The sequence below is a fragment of the Agrobacterium sp. 719_389 genome, from assembly GCF_900188475.1.
GTDB lineage: Bacteria > Pseudomonadota > Alphaproteobacteria > Rhizobiales > Rhizobiaceae > Agrobacterium > Agrobacterium radiobacter.
On record NZ_FYEM01000012.1, the window covers coordinates 94,688 to 119,476 of the forward strand.

The 24,789-nt window shown below is 59.7% G+C and carries 22 protein-coding genes; 4 read left to right on the plus strand and 18 right to left on the minus strand.

What is annotated here, in order from left to right; genetic code table 11:
- Positions 1-117 precede the first annotated feature (117 nt).
- A complete protein-coding gene (locus CFB10_RS24225) occupies positions 118-432 on the minus strand; it encodes a hypothetical protein (RefSeq protein ID WP_081629440.1) in 315 nt (104 codons plus the stop codon).
- Between the two features lie 70 nt (positions 433-502).
- On the opposite strand from CFB10_RS24225, the gene CFB10_RS20610 reads away from it, so the two are divergent.
- Complete coding sequence (locus tag CFB10_RS20610; RefSeq protein WP_003522339.1) at positions 503-970, plus strand: chemotaxis protein CheW; 468 nt, start codon at positions 503-505, stop codon at positions 968-970.
- Between the two features lie 35 nt (positions 971-1,005).
- Here CFB10_RS20610 and CFB10_RS20615 read toward each other — a convergent pair whose 3' ends face one another.
- Genes CFB10_RS20615 through gcvA form a run of 3 tightly spaced genes read right to left on the minus strand, consistent with a single transcriptional unit; the run spans position 1,006 to position 3,098 of the window.
- Complete coding sequence (locus CFB10_RS20615; protein ID WP_020009310.1) at positions 1,006-1,497, minus strand: CreA family protein; 492 nt, start codon at positions 1,495-1,497, stop codon at positions 1,006-1,008.
- A gap of 46 nt (positions 1,498-1,543) precedes the next feature.
- Positions 1,544-2,152, minus strand: a complete 609-nt coding sequence (locus CFB10_RS20620) for a 3'-5' exonuclease (protein ID WP_020009309.1) — start codon at positions 2,150-2,152, stop codon at positions 1,544-1,546.
- Positions 2,153-2,195: 43 nt separating this feature from the next.
- Positions 2,196-3,098 (minus strand): transcriptional regulator GcvA, encoded by a 903-nt coding sequence (gene gcvA / locus CFB10_RS20625; RefSeq protein WP_020009308.1) that lies wholly within the window; start codon positions 3,096-3,098, stop codon positions 2,196-2,198.
- Between the two features lie 197 nt (positions 3,099-3,295).
- Here gcvA and CFB10_RS20630 point away from each other — a divergent pair, with 197 nt between their 5' ends.
- Both CFB10_RS20630 and CFB10_RS20635 read left to right on the plus strand, forming a co-directional pair.
- Positions 3,296-4,225, plus strand: coding sequence for a DMT family transporter (locus CFB10_RS20630; RefSeq protein WP_026363422.1), 930 nt, complete (start codon positions 3,296-3,298; stop codon positions 4,223-4,225).
- 180 nt (positions 4,226-4,405) lie between these two features.
- A complete protein-coding gene (locus CFB10_RS20635) occupies positions 4,406-4,939 on the plus strand; it encodes a GNAT family N-acetyltransferase (protein ID WP_020009306.1) in 534 nt (177 codons plus the stop codon).
- Between the two features lie 6 nt (positions 4,940-4,945).
- Here the strand turns inward: CFB10_RS20635 and CFB10_RS20640 are convergent, their stop codons facing one another.
- The 9 genes from CFB10_RS20640 to CFB10_RS20680 form a co-directional block, all read right to left on the minus strand.
- Entirely contained in the window at positions 4,946-5,839 is an 894-nt protein-coding gene (locus CFB10_RS20640; protein WP_020009305.1) for an aminoglycoside phosphotransferase family protein, read from the minus strand.
- 64 nt (positions 5,840-5,903) lie between these two features.
- A complete protein-coding gene (ligA, locus tag CFB10_RS20645; RefSeq protein ID WP_020009304.1) occupies positions 5,904-8,078 on the minus strand; it encodes an NAD-dependent DNA ligase LigA in 2,175 nt (724 codons plus the stop codon).
- A gap of 116 nt (positions 8,079-8,194) precedes the next feature.
- Complete coding sequence (recN, locus tag CFB10_RS20650) at positions 8,195-9,868, minus strand: DNA repair protein RecN (protein WP_020009303.1); 1,674 nt, start codon at positions 9,866-9,868, stop codon at positions 8,195-8,197.
- 15 nt (positions 9,869-9,883) lie between these two features.
- Positions 9,884-10,750: an outer membrane protein assembly factor BamD gene (locus CFB10_RS20655; protein ID WP_004430771.1), complete on the minus strand. Its 867-nt coding sequence runs from the start codon at positions 10,748-10,750 to the stop codon at positions 9,884-9,886.
- A gap of 233 nt (positions 10,751-10,983) precedes the next feature.
- A complete protein-coding gene (gene lpxC, locus CFB10_RS20660; protein WP_004430769.1) occupies positions 10,984-11,943 on the minus strand; it encodes a UDP-3-O-acyl-N-acetylglucosamine deacetylase in 960 nt (319 codons plus the stop codon).
- A gap of 272 nt (positions 11,944-12,215) precedes the next feature.
- Positions 12,216-13,973 carry a cell division protein FtsZ gene (gene ftsZ / locus CFB10_RS20665; RefSeq protein ID WP_020009301.1) on the minus strand — a complete coding sequence of 586 codons (1,758 nt, stop codon included), beginning with the start codon at positions 13,971-13,973 and terminating at the stop codon, positions 12,216-12,218.
- Positions 13,974-14,064: 91 nt separating this feature from the next.
- Complete coding sequence (ftsA, locus tag CFB10_RS20670) at positions 14,065-15,396, minus strand: cell division protein FtsA (RefSeq protein WP_004442783.1); 1,332 nt, start codon at positions 15,394-15,396, stop codon at positions 14,065-14,067.
- The gene (locus tag CFB10_RS20675) at positions 15,393-16,325 is read right to left on the minus strand and encodes a cell division protein FtsQ/DivIB (RefSeq protein WP_004430763.1); all 933 of its coding nucleotides are present in this window, start codon (positions 16,323-16,325) and stop codon (positions 15,393-15,395) included. Before CFB10_RS20675 ends, ftsA begins: the two co-directional genes overlap by 4 nt.
- Positions 16,313-17,239: a D-alanine--D-alanine ligase gene (locus CFB10_RS20680; RefSeq protein ID WP_020009300.1), complete on the minus strand. Its 927-nt coding sequence runs from the start codon at positions 17,237-17,239 to the stop codon at positions 16,313-16,315. The genes CFB10_RS20675 and CFB10_RS20680 overlap by 13 nt, the downstream gene beginning before the upstream one ends.
- Before the next feature lie 544 nt (positions 17,240-17,783).
- Here CFB10_RS20680 and CFB10_RS20685 point away from each other — a divergent pair.
- On the plus strand, positions 17,784-19,088 hold the full coding sequence (locus CFB10_RS20685) for an MFS transporter (RefSeq protein ID WP_020009298.1): 1,305 nt from the start codon (positions 17,784-17,786) through the stop codon (positions 19,086-19,088).
- A gap of 72 nt (positions 19,089-19,160) precedes the next feature.
- On the opposite strand, the gene CFB10_RS20690 is transcribed toward CFB10_RS20685, so the two are convergent.
- From CFB10_RS20690 to ftsW, 5 genes are all read right to left on the minus strand, one after another.
- Positions 19,161-19,964, minus strand: coding sequence for a GGDEF domain-containing protein (locus tag CFB10_RS20690; protein WP_020009297.1), 804 nt, complete (start codon positions 19,962-19,964; stop codon positions 19,161-19,163).
- 151 nt (positions 19,965-20,115) lie between these two features.
- Positions 20,116-21,081: a UDP-N-acetylmuramate dehydrogenase gene (murB, locus tag CFB10_RS20695; protein ID WP_026363421.1), complete on the minus strand. Its 966-nt coding sequence runs from the start codon at positions 21,079-21,081 to the stop codon at positions 20,116-20,118.
- Entirely contained in the window at positions 21,078-22,493 is a 1,416-nt protein-coding gene (gene murC / locus CFB10_RS20700) for a UDP-N-acetylmuramate--L-alanine ligase (RefSeq protein WP_020009295.1), read from the minus strand. Before murC ends, murB begins: the two co-directional genes overlap by 4 nt.
- Positions 22,490-23,626 carry an undecaprenyldiphospho-muramoylpentapeptide beta-N-acetylglucosaminyltransferase gene (gene murG, locus CFB10_RS20705; protein ID WP_020009294.1) on the minus strand — a complete coding sequence of 379 codons (1,137 nt, stop codon included), beginning with the start codon at positions 23,624-23,626 and terminating at the stop codon, positions 22,490-22,492. Before murG ends, murC begins: the two co-directional genes overlap by 4 nt.
- Positions 23,627-23,632: 6 nt before the next feature.
- Positions 23,633-24,787 carry a putative lipid II flippase FtsW gene (gene ftsW / locus CFB10_RS20710; RefSeq protein ID WP_004430748.1) on the minus strand — a complete coding sequence of 385 codons (1,155 nt, stop codon included), beginning with the start codon at positions 24,785-24,787 and terminating at the stop codon, positions 23,633-23,635.
- Positions 24,788-24,789: the final 2 nt, after the last annotated feature.

Consider the following 24,789-nt stretch of genomic DNA (forward strand, 5'->3'; position numbering starts at 1 on the left):
GCGGCATATCGCAGGCCCTGGCAGACAGATAACGAAAGGCGACGGGGACGGCAAATCAACTGGGCGTATTTGCGGGAACCGCGCTGATTTGTCACAAATCCGCAGCTGGAAAACGCGTCACAGGCACCAGGCGATGCCGCTCTGTACCGTGGACAGGAAAATATCCGTGCCGTGCCGCACCCAGCCGTCAAAGGCAAGAAGCACAATGGCAAGCGAGGCCACAGCGGCAAGACTAGCCAGAATAAACTTCAGCGGATGGGAAACGAGCGCGTTCATATGCCCATCATAACCTGTTTGCGTGAGCGCGAAAACCGCCAAAATACTGGGTTTTGCCGGCGGGGCAGCAGCAATTGTTAGGGAAAGTTTAAAATCTTGCTGTGCATTATGACCATAGCGGTTTTTAAAGCCTCGACATGATGTCTCCCGGTCCATTCTCCGGCCACCGCATAAAGCTCAATCCTGCGCGGGCCTGTTAGAGAGCCATCAGAGGAAACCTGCCGTCATGTCCAACGCCATCAAGCAATCCGGCGCATATCTCGAAATCGTTTCCTTCCATCTGGGCGATCAGGAATTCTGCATCGACATCATGGCGATCCGCGAAATCCGCGGTTGGGCGCCGGTCACCCCGATGCCGCACACGCCGCCTTATGTTCTCGGCCTCATCAACCTGCGCGGCGCCGTCATCCCCGTCATCGACATGGCCGGTCGTCTCGGCATGAAGATGACCGAGCCCTCCGAACGCTCCGCTATCATCGTCACCGATATCGGCGGCAAACTGGTCGGCCTTCTGGTGGAACAGGTCTCCGATATGATGACCATCCGCTCCGAAGACCTGCAGCCCGCGCCCGATATCATTCCGGAAGAACAGCGCAGCTTCTGCCGCGGCATCGTGGCGCTGGAAAAGAGCATGGTCTGCTTCCTCAACCTCGACACGGTCATTGCCGACGAACTGGCGCGCGAAGCAGCCTGATCCAAGCATCGATAGGGTAATTGCAGGGGCGAGCCTTACGGCTTGCCCTTTTCCCATGTGACCTGCTGGTTATAGAGCGGCACCGTGGAAATCGCCATCTTGGCCGAACCGTCAGTCAGCTCCCGTGCATGCACCAGATAGATAAGCGTGTCATTGGCCTTGTCATAGACGCGGCTGACGACCAGCTTCTTCCAGACCAGCGACATGCCCTGTCGGAACACTTCTTCCCCGCCCTTCGAGAGATCGATATCGCCGATCTCCACCGGTCCCGTCTGGCTGCAGGAAATGGCGTTGTTTGATGGGTCTTCAAACCAGTTGCCGTTCTTCAGCCGGTCGATGACGCCGCGCTCGAAATAGGTCACATGGCAGGTCACGCCCTTGATCTTCGGATCGGCAATCGCCTCGATGACGATGTCGTTGCCGATCCAGTCGACGCCAACTTCACCGACAACCTGCGAATGCGCGGCAGTGACCGGAAGCAATGCCAGAAAGCCCGCAAACAAACCCGACAGAGTTTTCATCGTCATCGCATCTTCTCCGTTACGCTGCTTCAAACATAAGTGCGCGGAACGGTTACGCAACCCGGGAGACGGCGCGTTTTTTCATGCTGCAGGGCTGGTAGCCGGTGGAGGTGAGACGGCCTGCGACCATGCCGATCTTCTCCGGCAGGTCGCGGATATGGGTGACACGCAGCGCCTTGGCCGCCGCAATCGACGCCGCCGCGCAGACAACGGCATCTTCGGCGGCATTATGGTGCACGAAACGCAGCTGGAGGTGATGGGCAATGACATTCAGCTTATGCGATTCAAGCTGCGGCCAGACGTGCCGGGCGATCTTGACGCTGCACAGATAAGAAAGATCCGGATAGGACTGCCGGTACTTGTCGAACGACGCCCGCATGACGCTGAAATCGAAGGCGGCATTATGGGCGATCATCGTCGCACCGTGGAAGTCGTCGATGAACTCCTCCATCACCTCAGGGAATTCCGGCGCGTCCTCGACATCGGCAGGGCGAATCCCGTGTACGGCGATGTTGAAGGGCGAAAACCGCATGTCCTTCGGCCGGATGAGACGCTCCTCGACGCGAACGATCTCGCCGTCCTCTATCCAGGCAAGCCCGATGGAGCAAGCGCTGCCCCGCTCCTCATTGGCGGTCTCGAAATCGATGGCGATGGTTTTCAAGAGTGATTCCCGTTGTTTCATTCCGGCATAAACCAGATTGACCTCAAAGAGAACCGGCCTCGGCTGATCGCGCCTCCGAAAGCATCCAGTCGATGAGCGTCACCAGATCGGGATTATCGAGCATACGCCTGGGATAAACGAGGAAATAGGCAAGCGTGCTGGCCATGTCCTTGCCAAAGGGGGCGATCAATGCGCCTTCCGCAAGCTCGCGGGAAACGAGCGAACGCCGGGTCAGCGCAATGCCGTGCCCGGCCTTGGCCGCATCCAGCGCGCCATTGCTGTCGATGAAGACGGTGCCGCCGGTGGCATCGACATCAGATGCCCCCGCCGCCTCCAGCCACCGCCGCCATTCATTGCGGTTTTCATCATGCAGCAGGGGAACGGACTTCAGATCACCCGCCTCCTGAAGCGGCCCGTATTTTTCAAGAAGCTGCGGCGAGCAGACCGGCAGCGTGCTGTCATCAATGAAGCGGATACTCTCAAGCCCTTCATACCGGCCAAAACCATGCCGCACCGCCAGATCGACGTCGTCCCTTGAAAAATCCACCAACCGGTTCGTCACGCTGATGCGGACATCCACATGCGGGTGTTGCTGCTGGAAGGCCGGCAATCGCGGCATTAGCCATTGCACGGCGAAAGTCGGGGTGCAGCTGAGCGTCAGAACGGTGATTTCGGAGCGCGCCGTCAGTTCAGCCGTCGCCTCGCGCATCATCCGGAAGGCGGTGCGAAGCGCGCCGTAATAACGTTCCCCTTCACGCGTCAGTTGGATGCTGCGCGGTTTGCGGGAAAAAAGCTGCACACCGAGCCGTGCCTCCAGCTCCCGGATTTGCAGGCTGACCGCGCCCGGTGTGACATTCAGCTCATTGGAAGCAAGCGTGACGCTGCGATACCGCGCTGCGGCCTCGAAGGCCTGCAGTCCTTTCAAAGAAGGAAGTTCGGTTGCCATAATTTAGCTCATCTCAATTATCGCACGAGAAACAATCGTTTGAAAACACCATAAAACAGGGAGTAAATAGACGCAATAAGACCTGAAACGCATTAAAAACCGCCCATCTTCGGTTTGAGGTAAACTCAACCGATATCGGGTGGATGGCGGCGATCCCGCCTGCGATCATGTCGATGCTCATGCTTTGGGAGATGATGATGGCGATACAGAAACAGATGGATGCCAGTGAATGGGCGATGCTTGTCGCGCTTTCGCTCCTGTGGGGCGGATCATTCTTTTTCATCGGTGTTGCGGTCAAGGAATTGCCGCCCGTCACCATCGTCACGCTGCGTGTCAGCCTTGCGGCGATCGCGCTTCTGTTCGTCTGCCGCATCATGGGCCTTCGCCTGCCGCGAGAATGGACGGTGTGGCGTGCGTTTTTCGGCATGGGCCTGCTGAATAACATCATTCCCTTCTGCCTGATCGTCTGGGGTCAGACCCATATTGCCAGCGGGCTTGCCTCGATCCTCAATGCCACGACGCCACTTTTCACCGTCATCGTCGCCCATTTTCTGACCGCCGACGAGAAGATGACCGGCAACAAGCTCACCGGCGTGCTGATCGGCTTTGTCGGCGTGGCGACCATGATCGGCCCGGCCGCCTTTACCGGCTCATCCGGTCTCTGGGGCCAGATCGCCATTCTTGGCGCGGCCGTCTCCTATGCCTTTGCCGGCATTTTCGGCCGCCGCTTCAAGGCCATGGGCGTGCCGCCACTGATGACCGCCACCGGCCAGATTTCCTCTTCAACGCTGATGCTGATCCCGGCCGCCCTTCTCATCGATAAACCTTGGACACTCGCCATGCCGAGCCTCGGCACATGGGGCGCGCTGATCGGCATCGCCCTGTTGTCGACAGCGCTCGCCTACCTCATCTTCTTCCGTATTCTTGCCAGCGCCGGCGCCACCAACCTTGCCCTCGTCACCTTCCTCATCCCCGTCAGCGCCATCCTGCTCGGTTCGCTGCTGCTCGGGGAGCAACTGGAAATGAAGCACTTCGCCGGCATGGCAATGATCGCCGCCGGTCTTGCAGCGATCGACGGCAGGCTTCCGGCAAAACTCAGAAGCCTGCTGCGCAACGCACCGGCTTGACAGCGCTACACGGCAAAAGCATTCTGCGCGCATGATCGCGAAACAGAACACCACCCGTCGCCATACCATCACCGGCCACCCGGCAGGGAAAGGTATGGCATCGCGTTAAGCGATCCATTTCCACCCTGCCAATAGAGCAGGGTTTGCAAGCCTGCTCCCATACCACCCAAGGAGACAGGCATGCAGAACGTGAAATTTGCCGATAATGAAGATGATCAGTTCCAGTTACGCGACATCCTCCTACGCGCGCCGCGTCTGGATGATGCCGAAGCCCTGACCGAACTGTTCAACCTGCCGGGCGTCCGTCACGGCACGCTGCGGCAACCTTTCCAGTCTGTGGAAAAGACCAGGAAGGCGATGGAGAACCGCGGTCCGAACGATATTTCGATCATAGGAGAATGGCGCGGAAAGGTCGTCGCCAATGGCGGACTGTTTCGCAGGGCCGGACGACAGGCCCATATCGCCGATCTGGCGATCAGCGTTCACGACGATCTCGCGGGAAAAGGGGTAGGGTCGCACCTTCTTGGGGCGCTGATCGACACCGCCGATAATTGGCACGATATCCGCCGCATCGAACTCAATGTCTTCACCGACAATCTTCCGGCAATCCGGCTTTACGAAAAATTCGGTTTCGAACGCGAAGGCACCCTGCGCAACGATGCCTATCGTGATGGAAAATTCGTCGATGCCCATGTGATGGCACGACTTCGATAGGCGCTTTCAGCGTAGTAAGTGATCCGCAAACACTTCCCGAATGGTCCGTCGCGACCATTCGGCCATTCTTTCGTTCCGGTCGCGCTCGGCATCCAGCACGATCAGCGCCTTCCACAGCGCCCAGCCGCGCCCGCGCTGCCATGTGGCATCATCAAGCTCCAGCGCCCGGCGAAAAACGGCGCGGCTTTCGGCATTGAGTACATTCCAGGCGAGAATGAGATCGGAAGATGGATCGCCGACGCCCGAACTGCCGAAATCGATGACGGCTGAAAGGCGGCCGTCCTGCATCAGCAGATTGCCCTCGGCAATGTCGCCATGCACCCAGACACCCCGCCCCTGCCAGCGGCTGGAAAGCGCCAGCTGCCAGATCTCCATCGCCAGCGCATGATCCACCTCATCGGCAAGGCGTGCTGCCGAGGCCCGCACCTCCCCGTCATAGACCGAGAGCAACCCGCCGCGATGAAAGTTATGCGCGCCCGCGCGCGGGCCATCCGAAGCATCCACGCCGTGCAATGTTTTCAAAAACGCGGCGACATCAATGGCGACAGTCGAAAGATCGACGCGCTCCAGATGCCGTGCCAGAGGTTCGCCTTCAAGCCAGCGGTAGACGGACCAGCAGAACGGATAGTCCTCTCCCGGCTTTCCCAGCGCCAATGGTGCAGGGATCGGGAAAGGCAGGAGCGGCGCAAGCGCCGGCAGCCACCGTTGCTCCTTTTCCACCTGTGCAACATAACGGGCGGCACTCGGCATGCGGATCAGCATATCGTCACCGAGACGAAAACTGCGATTATCCCAGCCGCTCAGTTCGACCGGCCGGACATCGAGATCAGCCCATTGCGGAAACTGGCTGGTGACCAGCGCCCGGACCTGCTGTGGGGTGACGACAATACGGTCATCCATGCTGTGCTCTCCGTCTCAGGCGCAAAGCTTTAGCGGCAGAGGACAACATTGCCATGACGGCGCATCAGCCACCGATCAGCGCCAGCCACTCGTCCTCGTCCATGGTCTGCACGCCCAGTTCAGTCGCCTTGGCAAGCTTGGAACCGGCCCCCGGCCCTGCCACCAGAATATCGGTCTTTTTCGAGACGGAGCCTGCAACCTTGGCACCGAGGCTTTCGGCCCGGGCCTTCGCCTCATCGCGGGTGAACTTTTCCAGCGAACCCGTAAACACGACCGTCTTGCCTGCCACCGGGCTGCCTTCGGTAGAGGGCTTTTCGGCCTCCTTCGGGCGAAGCTCCCGTATCAGACGGTCGATGACATCGAGATTGCGCGGTTCCTTGTAGAACTCGATGATGGCGCGGGCCACCACCTCGCCAATGCCGTCGATGCTGTTGAGTTCGGCCCAGGCATCGCTCGCCAGATCGGCCGCCGCCTTCATGCTCTCTTCGAAATGTTCGTAAGTGCCATAGGATCGCGCCAGAAGCTTCGCCGTGGTCTCGCCCACATGACGGATACCGAGTGCGAAGATCAGCCGGTGCAGGTCGATCTCGCGGCGGGCATCGATGGCGTCGAACAGCTTCCTGACACTGACCTTGCCGAAGCCGTCGATATTTTCGAGCTTGGTGAGCGTAGACGCCTCCTGCCGAACCTTCAGCGTAAAAATATCCGGTGCGGTCTTGATCGACAGGGTGGGATCGTCGCTTTCGAAGAAGAAGTCGATCTGCTTGGTGCCAAGCCCTTCGATATCGAAGGCGTTGCGCGAGACGAAATGTTTCAGGTGCTCCACCGCCTGCGCCCGGCAGACGAAACCGCCGGTGCAGCGCGTGACCGAATCGAGCTTGCCGGTCTTTTCGTTGCGCTCCCGCACCGCATGGCTACCGCAAACCGGACATTTCTCTGGGAATGCATATTTCACAGCCTCGGCCGGGCGCTTTTCCAGAAGCACATCCAGCACTTGCGGAATGACGTCGCCGGCGCGCTGCACAATGACCGTGTCGCCAATGCGTATATCGTGGTCCTCCGGGCGGATGCGCTCGCCGCTATTGCCGATACCTTCGATATAATCGGCATTATGCAGTGTCGCATTGGTGACGACGACACCGCCGACGGTGATCGGGGTAAGTCTGGCAACCGGCGTCAGCGCCCCGGTGCGTCCCACCTGGATTTCAATATTCTCAACCGTGGTAAAAGCCTGTTCGGCCGGAAACTTGTGCGCGGTCGCCCAGCGCGGGCTGCGCGAGCGGAAGCCCAGTCTCTCCTGAAGGTCGAGCCGGTCGACCTTATAGACCACACCGTCGATATCGTAGTCGAGATCCGGCCGGGCGACGCCGATTTCATTATAATGTTCAAGCAATTGCTCGGCCGAGGTGAATCGCTTCATCAGCGGATTGACCGGAAAACCCCAGTCCCGGAATTTTTCGACAATACCATATTGCGTATCGGCGATGCGCGTCGGCTGGCCGCCATTCGAGACCTCGCCAAGCGCATAGGCAAAGAACCTGAGCTTGCGTTTCGCCGTCACATTGGCGTCGAGCTGGCGCAGCGAACCGGATGCCGTGTTGCGCGGGTTCACATAGGTCTGCTTGCCTTCGGCCTCCATCTGGGCGTTGAGCGCCATAAAGTCGCTCTTGGCCATATAGACCTCACCACGAACCTCCACCACATCGGGCGCGTCCGAAGGAAGCTCGTTCGGGATTTGCTTGATGGTCATGATATTGGCGGTGACGTTTTCGCCCGTCGTGCCGTCACCACGCGTCGCCGCGGTCTTCAGCCTGCGGTTCTCGTAGCGGATCGACATGGAAAGCCCGTCGATCTTCGGCTCGGCGGTAAAGGCGATGGAGTCATCAGGCAGATGCCCGAGGAAGCGATAGACGGAACTGACGAAATCGCGCAGATCCTCTTCCGAAAACGTATTGTCGAGCGACAGCATCGGCCGCGCATGCACGATGGGCGCAAAGGTCGGAAGCGGCGCAAAGCCGACTTTCTTCGATGGGCTGTCGGCCCGCACCAGCGCTGGAAAAGCCGTCTCGATGGCATCGTTGCGCCGTTTCAGCGCATCATAGTCGGCGTCCGAAATCTCCGGCGCGTCCTTGCCGTGGTAAAGGGCATCATGGCGCGCAAGCTCGGCCGCCAGAAATGCGAGCTCGGAAGAGGCTTCAAGCTCGGTGAGGTTTTCGACGGATTTCTGGTCTTGCGACATGACGGCCTCTTTTCGGAATTACCGAACGCTTTTAGCCGAAATAACAAACATTAAAAACAGTTTTGCCGCTGGACTCACAACACCGAACGACGCTCCCACGGCATTGTCGCGAAAGGTCAGTCCTTGGCTGCGAGCAGACGAGCGGCCGCAGCCCTCGCCTCGTCCGTTACCGATGCGCCGGCGAGCATACGGGCGATTTCTTCGGTGCGGTGTTTCGGCTCCATGGTGGCCACGCGCGTCGCGATACGCTCGCTGCCGTCGCCGGATGGGCCCTTGGAAATGAGGAGATGAGTGGCCGCCCGTGCCGCCACCTGCGGCGCATGGGTGACGGACAGGACCTGCACGGTTTTCGACAGTCGGCGCAGCCGCTGGCCGATGGCATCCGCCACAGCGCCGCCAACGCCAGTATCGATTTCATCGAACACCAGCGTCGGCGCCGAACCGCGATCGGCGAGCGCCACTTTCAACGCCAGCAGGAAACGGGACAGTTCGCCACCTGATGCGACTTTCATGATCGGACCGGGACGCGTGCCCGGATTGGTCTGGACGTGAAACTCCACGGTATCGATACCGTCGGCCGTCGCCTGCTCAGGATCGGAGGTCACCTCGACGGTAAATCGCGCCCGCTCCAGCTTCAGCGCCGGAAGCTCGGCCATGACAGCGTTGGAAAGCGCTTCCGCCGCATTGCGGCGTTTGTCGGAAAGCGACTGCGCGGCACGGTCGAAGTCGGCCTTTACGACGCCGAGATTGGCCTCGAGCTTGCCGAGCTTCTCTTCACCGGCATCGAGATCAGCGAGATCGGCCACCATTTTTTCGGCGAGAGCCGGAAGGTCTGGCACGGCGACATTATATTTGCGGCCGGCGGCGCGCAGCGCAAAAAGGCGCTCTTCCACCCGCTCCAGCTCGCGCGGATCAAATTCGGTGCGGCGCAATGCCGCCTCCACTTCCATCTGCGCATTGGAAAGGTTGTCCAGTGCTGCATCCAGCAATTGCACGGTGTCTTCGAGCAGGCCGGGAGCCTCGTGGCTCTTGCGCTCAAGCCGGCGCATCATGGATGCAATGACAGGCACGGGAGAGGCATTGCCGTTCAGGAATTCGCTGGCCTCGGCAATATCGCCGGCGATGCGTTCGGATTTCTGCATCACCGCCCGGCGCTCTGCCAGTTCTTCCTCTTCACCGTCACGCGGCGAGAGCGTTTCCAGTTCCTCAACGGAAGAGCGCAGGTAATCCGCCTCGCGCGCCGCCGCCTCCACCTTGGCGCGGTGCGTCTTCAGAGCCCGGTCAGCATCTTTCCAGGTGCGGTGGAGACCCTGAACAGCGCGAGCCTCATCGCTCAGCCCGGCAAAGGCATCCAGCAGCGTGCGGTGGGCATCGGTGTCGACAAGCGCGCGATCATCATGCTGGCCGTGGATTTCGACCAGGAATTGGCCGAGCTGGCGCATCATCTGCACGCTGATGGCCTGATCGTTGATATAAGCCTTGGTGCGCCCGTCGGAGGATTGCACGCGGCGGAAAATCAGGTCGCCGTCGTCATCGAGACCGTTTTCGCGCAGGAGAAGCCGGGTCGGGTGATTGCTCGGGACCTCGAAAGTGGCGGTAACCTGTCCCTTTTCTTCACCGTGGCGCACAAGGCCGCCATCGCCGCGGCCGCCAAGCGCCAGCGAGAGACTATCGAGAAGAATGGATTTGCCCGCACCCGTCTCGCCCGTCAACACGGAAAGGCCTGCCTCGAAACCGAGGTCAAGCCTTTCGATCAGAACGATATCGCGAATCGAGAGCTGGACCAGCATGGCCTATGCCCCGTCTCAGGCGCCGATAAGCTTCTTACCGGCGCGCGAAATCCAGGACCCCTTGTTTTCACGCGGCTCCAGCCCCTGACCCTTCAGCAGCTTGTAGGAATCCGCATACCATTGGCTATCAGGATAGTTGTTGCCGAGAACGGCGGCCGCTGTCTGCGCTTCGTCCACCAGGCCCATGGCGTAATAGGCTTCGGTCAGACGCGCCAGCGCTTCCTCGATCTGGTTGGTGTTCTGGTACTGCTCGACGACGATGCGGAAACGCGAAACGGCGGCGAGATATTCCTTGCGCTCAAGGTAATAACGACCAACCTGCATTTCACGGCCGGCGAGCTGGTCGCGGGCGAAACGGATCTTGGCCTGTGCGTCGGCGACATATTCCGAATCGGGGTAGTCGTTGACGACCTTGTTCATAGCCTCGACGGTGCGCTGTGCTGCGCGCTGATCCTGCGTCACGTCGGAAATCTGCTTCGAATAGGCAAGGCCGATCATGTACTGAACATAAGCGGCGTCCTTCGAGCGCGGATATTGTCGCAGGAAGCGGCTGCCATTCGTGATGGCCACATCGTTCTTGTTGGTGCGCGTAGCAATGAAGGTCTGCATGACAAGCGCCTTCTGGCCCCATTCGGTAAAGGGATATTGCTTGTCGATCGCCTCGAACTTGCGTGAGGCCTCCGTCATGTTGCCGGCGTTCATGTTGGCAAGCCCCTGCTTGTACAGAACATCAGGCGGATCGGATTCGAAGCCGAGCTTGGTAATGTCGATATCCGGATCGGACTGGCAGGCCGTGACGACAACACTTGCGCCGACCAACATCAACGAAACGGCGATCCCCCGCATCGTACCCTTCATTGCACCAGACCCTACATGCTTCATTCGACAGTTCCCACTTCCCGCGCAAATACATAAGCATCGGCTTTGCACTGGCGTTCTAGCCATAAAAGCATCCGCAGGGCAACGCAATGATGACGCATTAACGCATTTTTATGGCATCGACCCATGCAATCGCATGAATATCAGACGATATAACGCAACTTCTTGTTCGCATCACGAAAAAGCCGCCCCAAGGGGAGCGGCTTTTTCTGTCAATTGATAGCCTGCGAAGGAACTCAAGCAGACCAGGGTGCGAATTCCGGCATGTTGACCGCAACGAATTCGCGGGCGCGCACCATCTGGTTGCGGGCAGCCGGAGCCTCGACGATCTCGTAAGCGGTGCGGTCGCTCAGCAGGGCCTTCAGCGCATTCGCATTGACCTTGTGGCCGCCGCGATAGGACCGGTAGCAACCGATGAACTGCGCGCCGGCAAGCGCCAGGTCGCCCACGGCGTCCAGCGTCTTGTGACGGACGAATTCATCCTTGGCGTAACGCAGGCCTTCCATGTTGATGACGCTGTTGTCGTCGGAGATGACAACCGAGTTCTCAAGCGAGGAGCCGAGTGCGTAACCGGCAGCCCACAGGCGCTCAACATCACGCATGAAGCCGAAGGTGCGGGCGCGCGACAGTTCGTTCTTGAACGTATCCGCCGTCAGGTCGCCCTTCCAGGACTGCTTGCCGATCAGCGGCGTGTCGAAATCGATGTCGACTTCAAAACGCGTGCCGTCATAGGGACGGAACTCCGCCCAGGACGCGCCCGAATCGATGCGCACCGGCTTGGTGACGCGAATGTAACGGCGCTTCACGCCGAGGTTCTTGATGCCAACAGATTCGATCGCTTCGATGAAAGGTGCGGAGCTGCCGTCCATGATCGGCGCTTCCGGACCATCGACCTCAACGACAAGGTTATCAAGACCCATGGCGTAGATGGCAGCCATGACGTGCTCGATCGTCGCTACTGACTGGGAGAGCGAACGGCCGAGCACGGTGCACAGATCGGTATTGCCGACATTGGCCGAAACCGCCTTAAGCTCTGTAACGCTGCCATTATCGTGAAGGCGGTGGAAGACGACGCCCGTTCCGGCTTCTGCAGGCTGGAAGGTCATCGAGACCGGATTGCCGGAATGCACGCCAATGCCTTTAAGCTGAACAGCATGTGCGATAGTTGTCTGAAATCCGAGCAGTCCGATAGTCATGCGTCTATGCCTTGTTTTGCAAACCGCGCTGCTTCAGCCAGCGCCGTTCAAGTTTTTCAAGCCGGTTTTTAACGACCGGAAAAGTCAATGTGTTCCTTCACCCAGCCTCATACATACGCACATGTAGGTGCCACGACAAATCACTGTTCGTTTCGGATTGTTACATGCGCAAGCCATTGAAAAAGCGAATTAATTTAGTGTTAATAACGTAAAATAAACAAAACGCCCGGATCGTGTGATCCGGGCGTTTCAAGGGGCTTATGGAATCGCCTTTAGTTGGACTGGCGGCGCAGGAAGGCCGGGATTTCCAGCTGGTCATCGTCGTGATGGCTGGACGAGGCAGGCGTTGCACGGCCGTGGTCGTCAAGCTGGCCGCGACGCGGTGCGTAGAGGCTTGCTTCCGGCGAAAGCGGTGCGCGGCGCTGCTGAGGAGCCATGCTCGGCGCATCCATCATGTCGGACGGAACTTCTTCCTCTTCACGGCGACCAAGCGAGTTGGTGATGCGCTTCAGAAGACCCATCGGGCCACGCTCTTCCTGTGCGGCAGGAGCGGCATGGGTGCGGTGGTCCAGCTCGGCCTTCACGACCGGCGGGAAGTCTTCGACCTTCGGCATGCGAACCGGCTCGGGCTGACGGGCAACCGGAGCAGGCTCCTGGTAAACCGGTGCCTGCGGCGGCTGCATCCGCGGAGCCTGTGCGGCAACCTGTTCCGGAGCGTGATAGACCGGCGCCTGCGCAACCGGTGCCGGAGCGGCCTGCTGAACCGGCTGGGCCGGACGGAGGGCAGCCGGTGCTTCAGCCGGAGAAGATGCGAACAGCTTGCTCTGCGGACGGAAATCCTGGGCGGGCTGCTGGTGTGCGGCGAAACCGAGTTCACGTTCCATTTCGGCTTCCGCCGAACGGATGGTCTGGGCGATCGGGTCTACGGCCTTCTGTGCCTGCGAGACTGCTGCAGGCTGTACTGCGGCCGGAGCGGGAGCAACGGCCGCGGAAGGACGGATAAGCGGCTTGGCAACAGCAGCTGCGGCGCGCATATCGGCAATGTTCTGTTCGCCAACGCCAGCAACGCGGTCGATGCCGGTTGCGACGACGGAGACGCGGATGAGGCCTTCAAGCGCTTCGTCGAAGGTTGCGCCGAGGATGATGTTGGCATCCGGATCGACTTCTTCGCGGATACGGGTCGCCGCTTCGTCGACTTCGAAGAGGGTGAGGTCGCGACCACCGGTGATGGAGATCAGGAGGCCCTGCGCGCCCTTCATCGAGGTTTCGTCGAGCAGCGGGTTGGCGATCGCCGCTTCCGCAGCCTGCATTGCGCGGCCCGGACCGGAAGCTTCGCCGGTGCCCATCATTGCGCGGCCCATTTCGCGCATGACCGAACGGACGTCGGCGAAGTCGAGGTTGATAAGACCTTCCTTCACCATCAGATCGGTAATGCAGGCAACGCCGGAGTAAAGAACCTGGTCGGCCATGGCGAAGGCGTCCGCAAAGGTCGTCTTGTCATTGGCAATACGGAAAAGGTTCTGGTTCGGAATGACGATCAGCGTATCGACGGACTTCTGCAGTTCCTCGATGCCCTGTTCGGCAAGACGCATGCGGCGGCCGCCTTCGAAGTGGAAAGGCTTTGTGACGACGCCGACCGTCAGGATGCCCTTGTTGCGCGCAGCCTGTGCGACGACCGGGGCAGCACCCGTGCCGGTGCCGCCGCCCATGCCGGCGGTGACGAAGCACATGTGGGTACCGTTCAGGTGATCGATGATCTCGTCGATGCACTCTTCAGCAGCCGCGCGGCCGACTTCCGGCTGGGAGCCGGCGCCGAGGCCTTCGGTGACGTTGACGCCGAGCTGAATGACCCTGTCTGCCTTCGTCATGGTCAACGCCTGAGCATCCGTGTTGGCGACGACGAAGTCGACGCCCTGGAGGCCGGCCGTGATCATGTTGTTGACAGCGTTACCACCACCGCCACCGACACCGAAGACGGTGATGCGTGGCTTCAGCTCTGTGATATCAGGCTTCTGCAGCTGTATCGTCATTTTAACATTCCTTCTTTCTCTGGCCGCATCGCCCCGCTGGCCGATTCTTGAAACTCAACTCTGAAACCTCCGGCTTGCGCCACGAGGCCACTCAAAAACTCTCTTTCAGCCATTGCCCCACCCGGGCTATCCGGCCGCTACCGTTACCAAACGGCGAGAACATTCCGCCTTGCGCCGCATGAATTTCGATGTCCGCCACCTGCGGGTAGATCATCAGTCCGCAGGCGGTTGAAAATGCCGGTCCCTTCGCCGCCACCGGAAGACCGGCAACGCCCATGGGGCGGCCGATGCGAACGTTGCGGGCGAGAATGCGCCGTGCCGTTTCCGGCAGCCCCGTCAGCTGGCTTGCGCCGCCGGTCAGGACAACGCGCTTGCCGACGATGGGACTGAAGCCGGACTTCTGGATACGATCACGGATCAATTCCAGCGTCTCTTCGATACGCGCCCGCACGATGCGGGTTACAAGTGCTCTTGAAACTTGCGATGGTTGATCGCGATCATCTTCGCCAATCGGCGGGATCGAAATCATGTCGCGCTCATCCGCGCCATTCAGCAAAGCCGAACCATGCACCACCTTCAGTCTCTCCGCATCTTCGATTCGTGTCGAGAGGCCTCGTGCAAGATCTGTCGTAACGTGATGGCCGCCAAGGCCGATCGCGTCGGTGTGAATGAGACGGCCTTCGGCGAAAACCGAGATCGTCGTGGTGCCGCCACCCATGTCGATGGCCGCGCAGCCAAGCTCGACTTCATCGTCCACCAGAGCGGCAAGACCGCTGGCATAGGGCGTCGCCACCATGCCTTCGACGGAAAGATGCGCGCGGTTGACGCAAAGCTCGAGGTTCTTCAGCGCCGTGCGCTCGACAGTCACCACATGCATGTCGACACCGAGAAGATCGCCATACATCGACAGCGGGTCACGAATGCCGCGCTCGCCATCCAGGGAATAACCTGTTGGCAGCGAATGCAGGATCGCCCGGTCCTGACGCATGGACTGCTGGCTCGCCGCCACCAGAACCTTGCGCAGGTCGCTTGCTTCCACTTCCTGGCCACCGAGATCGATGCTCGCGGTATAGATATCGCTTGCCAGTCTTCCTGCCGAAACATTGACGATCAGGCTGTCGACGGTAAGTCCCGCCATGCGCTCGGCCGCATCGACCGAAAGGCGGATGACGCCTTCCAGCGCGTCGAGATCGGCGATGACGCCGGATTTCACGCCGCGCGAACGTTGGTGGCCAATGCCGATGATTTCCACCTTGTGGGTACGGCCAGGCAGGATTTCACTCTCTTGACGCGGCGTCAGCCGGCCGATCATGCACACGACCTTGGTCGAACCGATATCCAGCACCGAAACGATGTGGCTGCGCTTGGAAGACAGCGGCTTCAGCCGAGGCAGGCCGAAATGGGAAGAACCGAAAAAGCTCATGTGTTCTTCTCCGCTTTCTTGAGAGCCTTGGTGCGCGCGTCGACAGCAGCCTGACGGCGCTCCGTCGCACCTTCGGTCAGCTGGATCGTGGTGCGATCCGCCAGTCTGAGATCGACTGCGGCGACATCTCGCGACAGGACCTTTTCTTCGAGATCAAGCCGCGCCAGCAATTGCAGCGCCTGCGGCAGGTTTTCTTCCGGCAGCTTGACGACGATGCCGTTGTCGAGGTGCAAATCCCAGCGGCGGCCGGCAATGCGTACATAGGCGCGAACGCGGTTGCGGATTTCCGGCCAGTCGGCCAGCTGCTCGACGAAACCGGCAGCGCCCGTTTCCGCGTCGCGTCCAACGAACAGCGGCAGGGAAGCGAATTTATTGTCACGCAGCGGCGCGATGACGCTGCCGCTCTTTTCGATCAGCGACAGTTCCGAGCCATGCTGCCAGATGCCGAAGGCCTGGCGTTCCTTCAAGCGAACCTCGATCGTCTTCGGGTAGACCTTGCGGATATCCACGTCTTCCACCCAGGGAAGCTGCACGAGCTTGCGGCGCGCCGCATCGATGTCGAGTGCAATCAGCGAGGTGCTGCCATCAAGGCCGAGAAGCTGGAAGACATCGATTTCGGAGGTCTGCAGATTGCCGGAGACCTTCACGTCCTCAACGGCGAAACCCGCAGCAGAGGTCGTCGCCTGCGTAACGATATTCGTGTGGCCGCCGAGCGACATGCCATAAAGGCCAGTCACCGCGTAGAAGGCGACGGCCGAAATCGTGCCGGTATGGGCGGGAATGTGGATGCGTCCGGTCGCAAGGCTGACGCAGAAGCGCACAACACGACGCAGCGGGCGCGGCAGCACCATGCGGTCGTCGGCATTTGCCGTCGCTGCGAATTGCTCGCGCTTTTTTGCCGTCGACTTTTTGCCGGTCACCGCAAACACGAAGCGTCCTCCACCATCCAGCTGACAAGGTTACCAAAGGAGCGGCCAGCATGGGCCGCCATTTCCGGCACCAGGGAGGTCGGCGTCATGCCCGGCTGCGTATTCACTTCAAGCCAGATAACTTCGCCATCTTCTGAGAAGCGGTCGTCGTAACGAAAGTCTGAACGGCTTACGCCACGGCACCCGATCGCCCGATGCGCCATAACCGCCAGTGTTTGAATTTTTTGGTAAATTTTCGGTGAAATTTCTGCCGGAATGACATGTTTCGAGCCACCAGCAGCGTATTTAGCGTCAAAATCATAGAAATTGTGACCGAGCGGCACCACTTCGGTGACGCCAAGCGCCTCGCCGTCGAGCACGCCGCAGGTCAATTCGCGGCCATGGATGTAGCGTTCAACCATCACCTGGTCACCATAACGCCATTCCGACGAAGTGAGGATTTGCGGCGGATGCGACTGGTCTTCCTTGACGATGACAACGCCGAAGCTCGAACCTTCACGCACCGGCTTCACCACATAGGGTGGAGCAAGCGGATGTTCGCTGGTGAAATCGAAGCGGTTCATGACGCGCTCGGCAGCAACCGGCACCCCGGCAGCCGCAGCGACTTTCTTCGCCTGCGCCTTGTCCATGGCGAGTGCGGAAGCCAGCACGCCGGAATGTGTATAGGGAATGGCCAGATATTCGAGAATACCCTGAATGGTGCCGTCTTCACCGAAAGGACCGTGCAGCGCATTAAAGGCGACATCCGGGCGCAGCTCATCGAGTACGGCCGCGACATCGCGCCCCACATCGACCCGGGTGACCTTGTAGCCCTCGCCCACAAGCGCGAGCGCGCAGGCATTGCCCGACGACAGGCTGACTGGCCGCTCCGACGAAAACCCACCCAAAAGAACAGCTACGTGCTTGCCGCCCATCGATACCTCTGACACCAACTCTCCGTTACGAACCACGCTCCGAACCGACCGAATTTGAAGAACGGTGATTCTGGTACATGACCCTTGAGATCAGTTAAACGCCATTAAGGTTAATGAATCGTTTACTTTCGTTAACCACCGCGCTCAACGTGCCAAGTTCCGTTAAAGAATCAGCACCGATCCGGATTCCCTCCTTGGAATCAGAGAGTTGCATGGATTGCAACATGCAGGTTTTCAATGATCGGAAATAAAATCGCACGAGCGCACCTGCTGCTCCGCGATAAAGGCAAGATCGAAACGTTAACGGACGGGATTATTCCCCAGGGAAAATTATCTGGCGTTTCAGCGTTTTAAAACCGCAGCCTGAATCAGTCTCTCAATCGCCGAAGCGCATCCGGCAGCACGCAGCCGAGCCTGTCGCATTCATCAATCACATTATTTGCATTATTTCTTTTTTAGCATTCCATAGGAACAAAAATTGCGTTAACGCAGACATCGCCTCCCAAGGCATGACATTGCAATCATCCAAAATGGAACCAATACCATGACCGACGCGATATCTCCGGTATCGCCGACCGCTGACAATTCGAACGTTGTAAAGACAAATTCGCCTGCACGAGTTCTCACTGCCAGCCTGGTCGGCACGACCATCGAGTTTTTCGATTTTTACGTTTACGCCACGGCCGCAGTGCTCGTGTTCCCCGCCTTGTTCTTTCCGAACAATGACCCGATGACGGCGCTTCTGGCGTCCTTCGCCACCTTCTCCATCGCCTTTTTTGCCCGTCCGCTGGGTGCTGTGGTCTTCGGTCACTATGGTGACCGCGTCGGCCGCAAGACGACACTTGTCGCCGCGCTGCTGACCATGGGTGTATCGACCGTCGTGATCGGCCTCCTGCCCTCCTATGAGACCGCCGGCGTCCTTGCACCGCTGTTGCTGGCGCTGTGCCGCTTCGGCCAGGGCTTTGGCCTTGGCGGCGAATGGGGCGGCGCCGTCCTGCTCGCCACGGAAAACGCGCCTCCCGGCAAGCGCAGCTGGTACGGCATGTTCCCGCAGCTCGGCGCGCCTGTCGGCCTGTTCCTCTCCTCCGGCGTGTTCTGGATCCTGCTGCACTTCATGTCGCAGGAAGCGTTGCTCAGCTGGGGCTGGCGCATTCCCTTCGTCGCTTCGATCATTCTGATCGCGGTCGGCATGTGGGTTCGCCTGTCGATCACCGAGACGCCCGACTTCCAGAAGGCGATCGAAAAGGAAGAACGTGTGGCCGTGCCAGTGGCGGAACTGTTCCGCAACCACAAGCGCAGCCTCGTGCTCGGCACCTTCGTGGCGCTGGCCACCTTTGTGCTCTTCTACATCGGCACCGCCTATCTGCTGTCCTATAACGTCAAGGTCCTGAAAATCCCGTTCCTTGACGCGCTGGAAGTGCAGATTCTCGGCTCCATCGTTTTCGGCATCTTCATCCCGATCGCCGGCAAGCTCGCCGAAAAATTCGGCCGTCGTGAAATTCTGATCATTACGACGGTGCTGATCGGCCTGTTCTCCTTCCTGCTGCCCGGCCTGATGACCGGTAGCGAAGGCTCCATCTTCGTCTTCGCGGCCCTTGCCATGATGCTGATGGGCATGACCTACGGCCTGATCGGCACGGCGCTCGCAGCCCCCTTCCCGACCCGGGTGCGTTACACCGGCTCGTCGATCACCTTCAACATGGCCGGCATCTTCGGCGCATCGCTGGCGCCTTACATCGCCACATGGCTGCAGGTGAATTACGGCATGGGTTATGTCGGCTATTACCTGTGCGTATCCGCCCTCATCACGCTGGCCTGCATTCTGCTTTCCCGCAAGGACGAAGTCTGAGCCAAGCGCAGCCCAACAGGAAAAGCCGCGAAACCGGGTTTCGCGGCTTTTTCCATTCTACGATAGCAAATCCTATGCGACGGTCTGGCGGCTGACCTTCTGGCCGGCAAAACAGATGCGATTGCGCCCCGATCGTTTCGCGTCGTAAAGCGCCATATCGGCATTGTGCATGACTTTCTCGAAAATCTCCCAATTCGCCCGGAAAGCCACACCCATCGAGACGGCGGTCCTGATCCGCATGTCCTGGAAATCCACCGGCGTCGCCGCGATCCTCGCACGCGCCTTTTCGCAGAGCTCCAGAAAATCCTGCGGAGCCAGCTCCTGCACAACGACGAATTCTTCTCCACCCAGACGCGCGATATAGGCGGTTTCATCGAAACAATCGCGGATCATGGCGGCTACACTGGAAATAACCATATCGCCAGCCAGATGGCCGTATCTGTCATTCACCGATTTGAAGCGGTCGATATCAACGAAGGCGACGCAATATTGCGTATCGAGACGGGCGCAGTTGGCGTAAAGCCCCAGCCTGTTGTTGAGGCCGGTGAGCGCGTCGGTGTGGCTGAGATGCAGAAACCGCTCATGCGACTGGGCAAGCAGCTTCACTTCGCGCGCATTGATCCAGCCGATGATCAGAGCCAGGGTAAACGCGATCGTTGCCGACAGGGTCGTGCCGAGCATCAGCCCATTCGCAAGGTCGGTCACCAGCCCTAACAGCGAAAGAATGAAGAGCCCAGCCGTATCGATCACGACGGCGATAATGGTGACCAGAACCGCCACACGCAGCGCAAAATCGAGCGGTTCCAGCCGCTGGCGGCCTTCAGGCGTCGCAACTGAAAAACTTATGCTTTGGATCAGTTTATGCCAGAGACCCAACTTAACCCCCAACGGGTTTGGATGTCGCGTGAATTAAAATTGCCTAAAATACCAAAAAGCTGGATAATGAACCCAGCTATTCTTGTCACTTGATAATAAAACATAAGTATTGACCGGGCGTTACCATAAACACCCGGCCGAAAAGGAAGCATCAGCTCCCTAGAAACGGTTCCACCTCACGGCCCGGCATGAAAAGCCCTAGCCGCTTGATTTCCCACTCCAGCCGGATGCCCGACTTCTCGAACACGCGCTTGCGGATGGTCTCACCCAGATATTCCAGATCGTAACCGGTCGCATGGCCGGTATTGATCATGAAATTGCAATGCAGTGATGACATCTGCGCGCCGCCGATAACCAGACCGCGGCCGCCCGCCTCATCGATGAGTTCCCATGCGGAATGACCTTCGGGATTCTTGAAGGTCGAACCACCGGTCTGCTCGCGGATCGGCTGCACGGTTTCGCGGTGATGGCGAACGGCATCCATATCCGCGCGAATTTTCGCCTTGTCTTCCGGATAACCCTCGAACAACGCGCCGGTGAAGATCAGGCCCTTGTCGGCGCCGGAATGGCGGTAGCTGTAGCCCATATCGGCATTGGAAAGCACATGCTGGTTGCCCTGGCGGTCCACCGCATAGACTTCCACAACGCGCTCACGCGTCTCACCGCCGTTTGCGCCCGCATTCATGCGTAGCGCACCGCCTATGGAGCCGGGAATGCCGTAATAAAAATGGAAGCCGCCAATGCCGTTATCCATAGCCATGGCCGCAATATGCTTGTCCGGGCAGATCGCACCGGCCTTGATGCGGTTTTCGCCGGCAAGCTCTACCTGGCCGAAACCCTTGGCCGACAGACGGACGACAACGCCCGGAATGCCGCCATCGCGCACCAGAAGGTTCGAGCCGACGCCGACCACCGTCAGCGGCACGTCTTCCGGCAGAATTTTCAGGAAGGCGACCAGATCATCGGTATCGTGCGGCTGGAACATGACTTCCGCAAGTCCGCCTGCCCTGAACCACGTCACGCGGTCCATGGGCGCATCCGGTGTCAGACGTCCCCTCAGTTCGTTTACCCCGTCGCCGAGCCTCCCCAGCAATTTAACCCCATCGACCTGTCTCATTCAGACTTTCCTGATATGCTCTTCAATTCCGAAGGCAGCGCCGCTGCCCATTGCGTGATATTTCCAGCCCCCAAGAGAACCACGAAATCACCCGGATTCGCAATGGCTGCAACCTGCGACGCAAGGTCTTCCCGCTTTTCGAGAAAACGGGCATCGCGGTGGCCGGCGGCCTTGATGGCCGAAACCAGCGCTTCGGAGCTTGCGCCTTCAATGGGATCTTCGCCCGCAGCATAAACCGGGGCAAGAAGAATCGTATCCGCATCGTTGAAACAATGCGCGAAATCGTCAAACAGGCTGGAAAGGCGGCTGTAGCGGTGTGGCTGGTGCACGGCGATGATGCGGCCCTTGCAGGCCTCCCGCGCCGCCGCCAGCACAGCCTTGATCTCGACCGGATGGTGGCCGTAATCATCGAAGACCTGTACGCCGTTGGCTTCGCCCGTCAGCGTGAAACGCCGCTTGACGCCGCCGAAGGAGGCAAGGCCCTTCTTGATGTCGGCTTCGGAAATGCCAAGACGATTGGCAACCGCGATTGCAGCCGTCGCATTCGACACATTGTGGCGGCCGGGCATCGGCAGGACGAGGTCCTTGAAGGAGAATATCTTGCCGGTACGGCGGCGACGGATTTCCACGTCGAAGACTGAGCGTGTGCCATCGATGCGCACATTCGAAAAACGCACATCGGCCTGCGGGTTTTCACCGTAGGTGATGACCTTGCGGTCCTCGATCCGGCCGACCAGCGCCTGTACTTCCGGATGGTCGAGGCACATGACGCCAAAACCGTAGAACGGCACGTTCTCGACGAACTGGCGGAAAGCGGCGCGCACGGCATCGAAATTGCCGTAGTGATCCAGATGCTCGGGATCGATATTGGTGATGACGGCCACATCGGCCGGCAGTTTCAGGAAGGTGCCGTCGGATTCGTCGGCCTCCACCACCATCCACTCGCCCTCACCCATGCGGGCATTGGTGCCATAGGCATTGATGATGCCGCCATTGATGACAGTCGGGTCGAGATTGCCGGCTTCCAGCAGGGTCGCGACCATGGAGGTCGTCGTGGTCTTGCCGTGGGTGCCGCCGATGGCGATCGCATTGCGGAAGCGCATCAGCTCGGCCAGCATTTCGGCACGGCGAACGATTGGCAGGTGTTTTTCCCGCGCGGCGATGAGTTCCGGATTGCTCTTCTTGATGGCGGTGGAAACCACCACGACCTCGGCGTCACCGATATTGTCCGCCGTATGGCCGACAAAAACCTCGATACCCTTGTCGCGCAGGCGCTGCACATTGGCGCTGTCGGCCTGATCGGAGCCCTGAACGCGGTGGCCGAGATTGTGAAGCACCTCGGCAATGCCGCTCATGCCGATCCCGCCTATGCCGATAAAATGGACAAGGCCTATGGCTTTCGGCATCTTCATGCCCCAACTCCTTCATTCTTCTTCTTGAATTCCTGTACGGACTGGCCGGAGGCAATGGCCTCCACCAGATCGGCCAGCACATCCGCCGCATGCGGTTTACCCGTCGCCTTGGCCGCCGCCGCAGTCGCGGACAAACGATCCGGCTCGGAAAGCGCCGACGACAACAGGCCGGAGAGCTTCTGCGGTGACAGTTCCGCCTGTTTGATGACACTTGCCCCGCCGGCTGCCGAAAGCGCTGCCGCATTGGCGGCCTGATCGTGATCCAGCGCATGCGGATAAGGCACGAGAATGGACGGGCGGCCGATTACCGAAAGCTCCGACACTGTCGAAGCGCCCGAGCGGCTGATCACCAGATCCGCCTCGCCGATACGCGACGCCATATCACCGAAGAAGGGCGAAACGTCAGCCTTCACGCCAAGCTTCTGATAGGACGCGATGACGCTATCCTTGTCTTCCGGACGCGCCTGCTGGGTGACGACGATGCGCTTGCGCTGCTCGTCTTTCAGCAGGCAGATAGCCGCAGGCACCGCACTCGAAAAGAACTGCGCGCCCTGGCTGCCGCCGAACACGACAAGCTGAAAAGTTTCATCCGCCTGCGACGGGGTATAGGGAATATCGGAAGCCGCCAGCACCGCCGGGCGCACGGGATTGCCCGTTGCAACCGTCTTGTCGGAATATTGGCCATTGGCAGGCGGCAGGAAGCCGCCGGCGATCGCCTTCACGCGTGTCGCCAGCGCCTTGTTGGCGCGACCCATCACAGCATTCTGCTCATGAATGATGGAAGGCACACCAAGGCCGGTGGAGGCCAGAAGCGGCGGCACGGTGGGATAACCGCCGAAACCGACAACCGCAACCGGCTTCAGCTTCGCCACCAGACGGCGCGCGGCGCGCAAACCTACCCAGAGCTTCCAGAGCGAACGCGCCACGGAAATCGGGTTTTTCGAGCCGATGGTGGCAGACGGCACCACATGGATTTCATCCGCCGGGAACTTGCCCGCATAACGCTCGGCGCGGCTGTCGGTGACGAGATGCACCTGATAACCGCGCGCCTTCAGCGTATGCGCGAGCGCCTCCGCCGGAAACACATGGCCGCCGGTTCCACCGGCGGCAAGAAGAACAATACCCTTGCTCATGATCGTTTACTCCGCGGGAACGCCGGAACCGACGCGGAAGAAACTCCGCTCCTGCGCCCGCTTTTCGGGTCTGTGGCGCGTCAGCGCCAGAAGGAAACCGGCGGTCACGCATATCGCCATCATCGACGAACCACCGTAAGAAATCAGCGGCAAGGTCATGCCCTTGGCTGGCATCAGCTCCAGATTAACGCCGATATTGATCATCGACTGCATGCCGATCTGCAGCACGAGACCGGCTACGGCAAAACGGCAGAAATCGTCCTTCTCCTTGAAGGCGTGCGACAGGCCGCGCAACACGATGAAGGCGAAGATCGCAACGAGGAACATGCAGAAGACGATGCCGAACTCTTCCGCCGCCACCGAGAAGATGAAGTCGGTATGGCTATCGGGAATGATGCGCTTGACGATACCCTCGCCCGGTCCGCGCCCGAACCAGTCACCGCGAATGATCGCCTCGCGCGCGGTATCCACCTGAAACGTATCGCCCTCTCCCGTCCAGAACCGGTCGATACGGCCCGCGACGTGCGGCAACATGAGATAGGCGGTCACAATGCCGCCGACGCCAAGGCCGCCGAGCATGATGATCCAGAACCACGGCACGCCGGCCATGAAGAACATGCCGCCCCAGACGACCGAGGTCAGGATTGTCTGGCCGAAGTCCGGCTGGGCGATCAGGAGCGCCGCCACGATGCCGAAGGTGATGATGGCGAAGAGATTGCCCGGAATTTCCGGATGACGCGCCCGCTCGGCAAAAAGCCATGCGCAGACGATAACGAAAGCCGGCTTCATGAATTCCGACGGCTGGATCGAGAAGGTGCCGATGGAAATCCAGCGCCGCGCGCCCTTGACCTCGATGCCGAAGAACAGCGCGAAGATCATCATCAGCAGCGAGGCGATCAGCATGATGACCGCCACACGGCGAACCTGGCGCGGTGACAGGAAGGAAAGACCGACCATGATCGCCAGAGACGGCACCATGAACATCGCCTGACGCTCGACGAAAAAGAAGCTGTTGAGACCGATGCGTTCGGCAACCGCAGGCGACGCCGCAAAGGACAGCATCAGACCGATGCCCATCAGCGCGATGAACGCCGCCAGAAAGAAACGGTCGATGGTCCAGAACCATTCCGCGACCGGACCTCGATCAACTCGGCTTACCATGG

Bases quoted from the DNA above. Each gene is read 5' to 3' on its own strand.
- CFB10_RS24225 (WP_081629440.1), bottom strand. From the start codon at position 432: ATGGACCGGGAGACATCATGTCGAGGCTTTAAAAACCGCTATGGTCAT.
- CFB10_RS20610 (WP_003522339.1), top strand. From the start codon at position 503: ATGTCCAACGCCATCAAGCAATCCGGCGCATATCTCGAAATCGTTTCC.
- CFB10_RS20615 (WP_020009310.1), bottom strand. From the start codon at position 1,497: ATGACGATGAAAACTCTGTCGGGTTTGTTTGCGGGCTTTCTGGCATTG.
- gcvA (WP_020009308.1), bottom strand. From the start codon at position 3,098: ATGGCAACCGAACTTCCTTCTTTGAAAGGACTGCAGGCCTTCGAGGCC.
- CFB10_RS20630 (WP_026363422.1), top strand. From the start codon at position 3,296: ATGGCGATACAGAAACAGATGGATGCCAGTGAATGGGCGATGCTTGTC.
- CFB10_RS20635 (WP_020009306.1), top strand. From the start codon at position 4,406: ATGCAGAACGTGAAATTTGCCGATAATGAAGATGATCAGTTCCAGTTA.
- CFB10_RS20640 (WP_020009305.1), bottom strand. From the start codon at position 5,839: ATGGATGACCGTATTGTCGTCACCCCACAGCAGGTCCGGGCGCTGGTC.
- ligA (WP_020009304.1), bottom strand. From the start codon at position 8,078: ATGTCGCAAGACCAGAAATCCGTCGAAAACCTCACCGAGCTTGAAGCC.
- recN (WP_020009303.1), bottom strand. From the start codon at position 9,868: ATGCTGGTCCAGCTCTCGATTCGCGATATCGTTCTGATCGAAAGGCTT.
- CFB10_RS20655 (WP_004430771.1), bottom strand. From the start codon at position 10,750: ATGAAGCATGTAGGGTCTGGTGCAATGAAGGGTACGATGCGGGGGATC.
- lpxC (WP_004430769.1), bottom strand. From the start codon at position 11,943: ATGACTATCGGACTGCTCGGATTTCAGACAACTATCGCACATGCTGTT.
- ftsZ (WP_020009301.1), bottom strand. From the start codon at position 13,973: ATGACGATACAGCTGCAGAAGCCTGATATCACAGAGCTGAAGCCACGC.
- ftsA (WP_004442783.1), bottom strand. From the start codon at position 15,396: ATGAGCTTTTTCGGTTCTTCCCATTTCGGCCTGCCTCGGCTGAAGCCG.
- CFB10_RS20680 (WP_020009300.1), bottom strand. From the start codon at position 17,239: ATGGGCGGCAAGCACGTAGCTGTTCTTTTGGGTGGGTTTTCGTCGGAG.
- CFB10_RS20685 (WP_020009298.1), top strand. From the start codon at position 17,784: ATGACCGACGCGATATCTCCGGTATCGCCGACCGCTGACAATTCGAAC.
- murB (WP_026363421.1), bottom strand. From the start codon at position 21,081: ATGAGACAGGTCGATGGGGTTAAATTGCTGGGGAGGCTCGGCGACGGG.
- murC (WP_020009295.1), bottom strand. From the start codon at position 22,493: ATGAAGATGCCGAAAGCCATAGGCCTTGTCCATTTTATCGGCATAGGC.
- murG (WP_020009294.1), bottom strand. From the start codon at position 23,626: ATGAGCAAGGGTATTGTTCTTCTTGCCGCCGGTGGAACCGGCGGCCAT.
- ftsW (WP_004430748.1), bottom strand. From the start codon at position 24,787: ATGGTAAGCCGAGTTGATCGAGGTCCGGTCGCGGAATGGTTCTGGACC.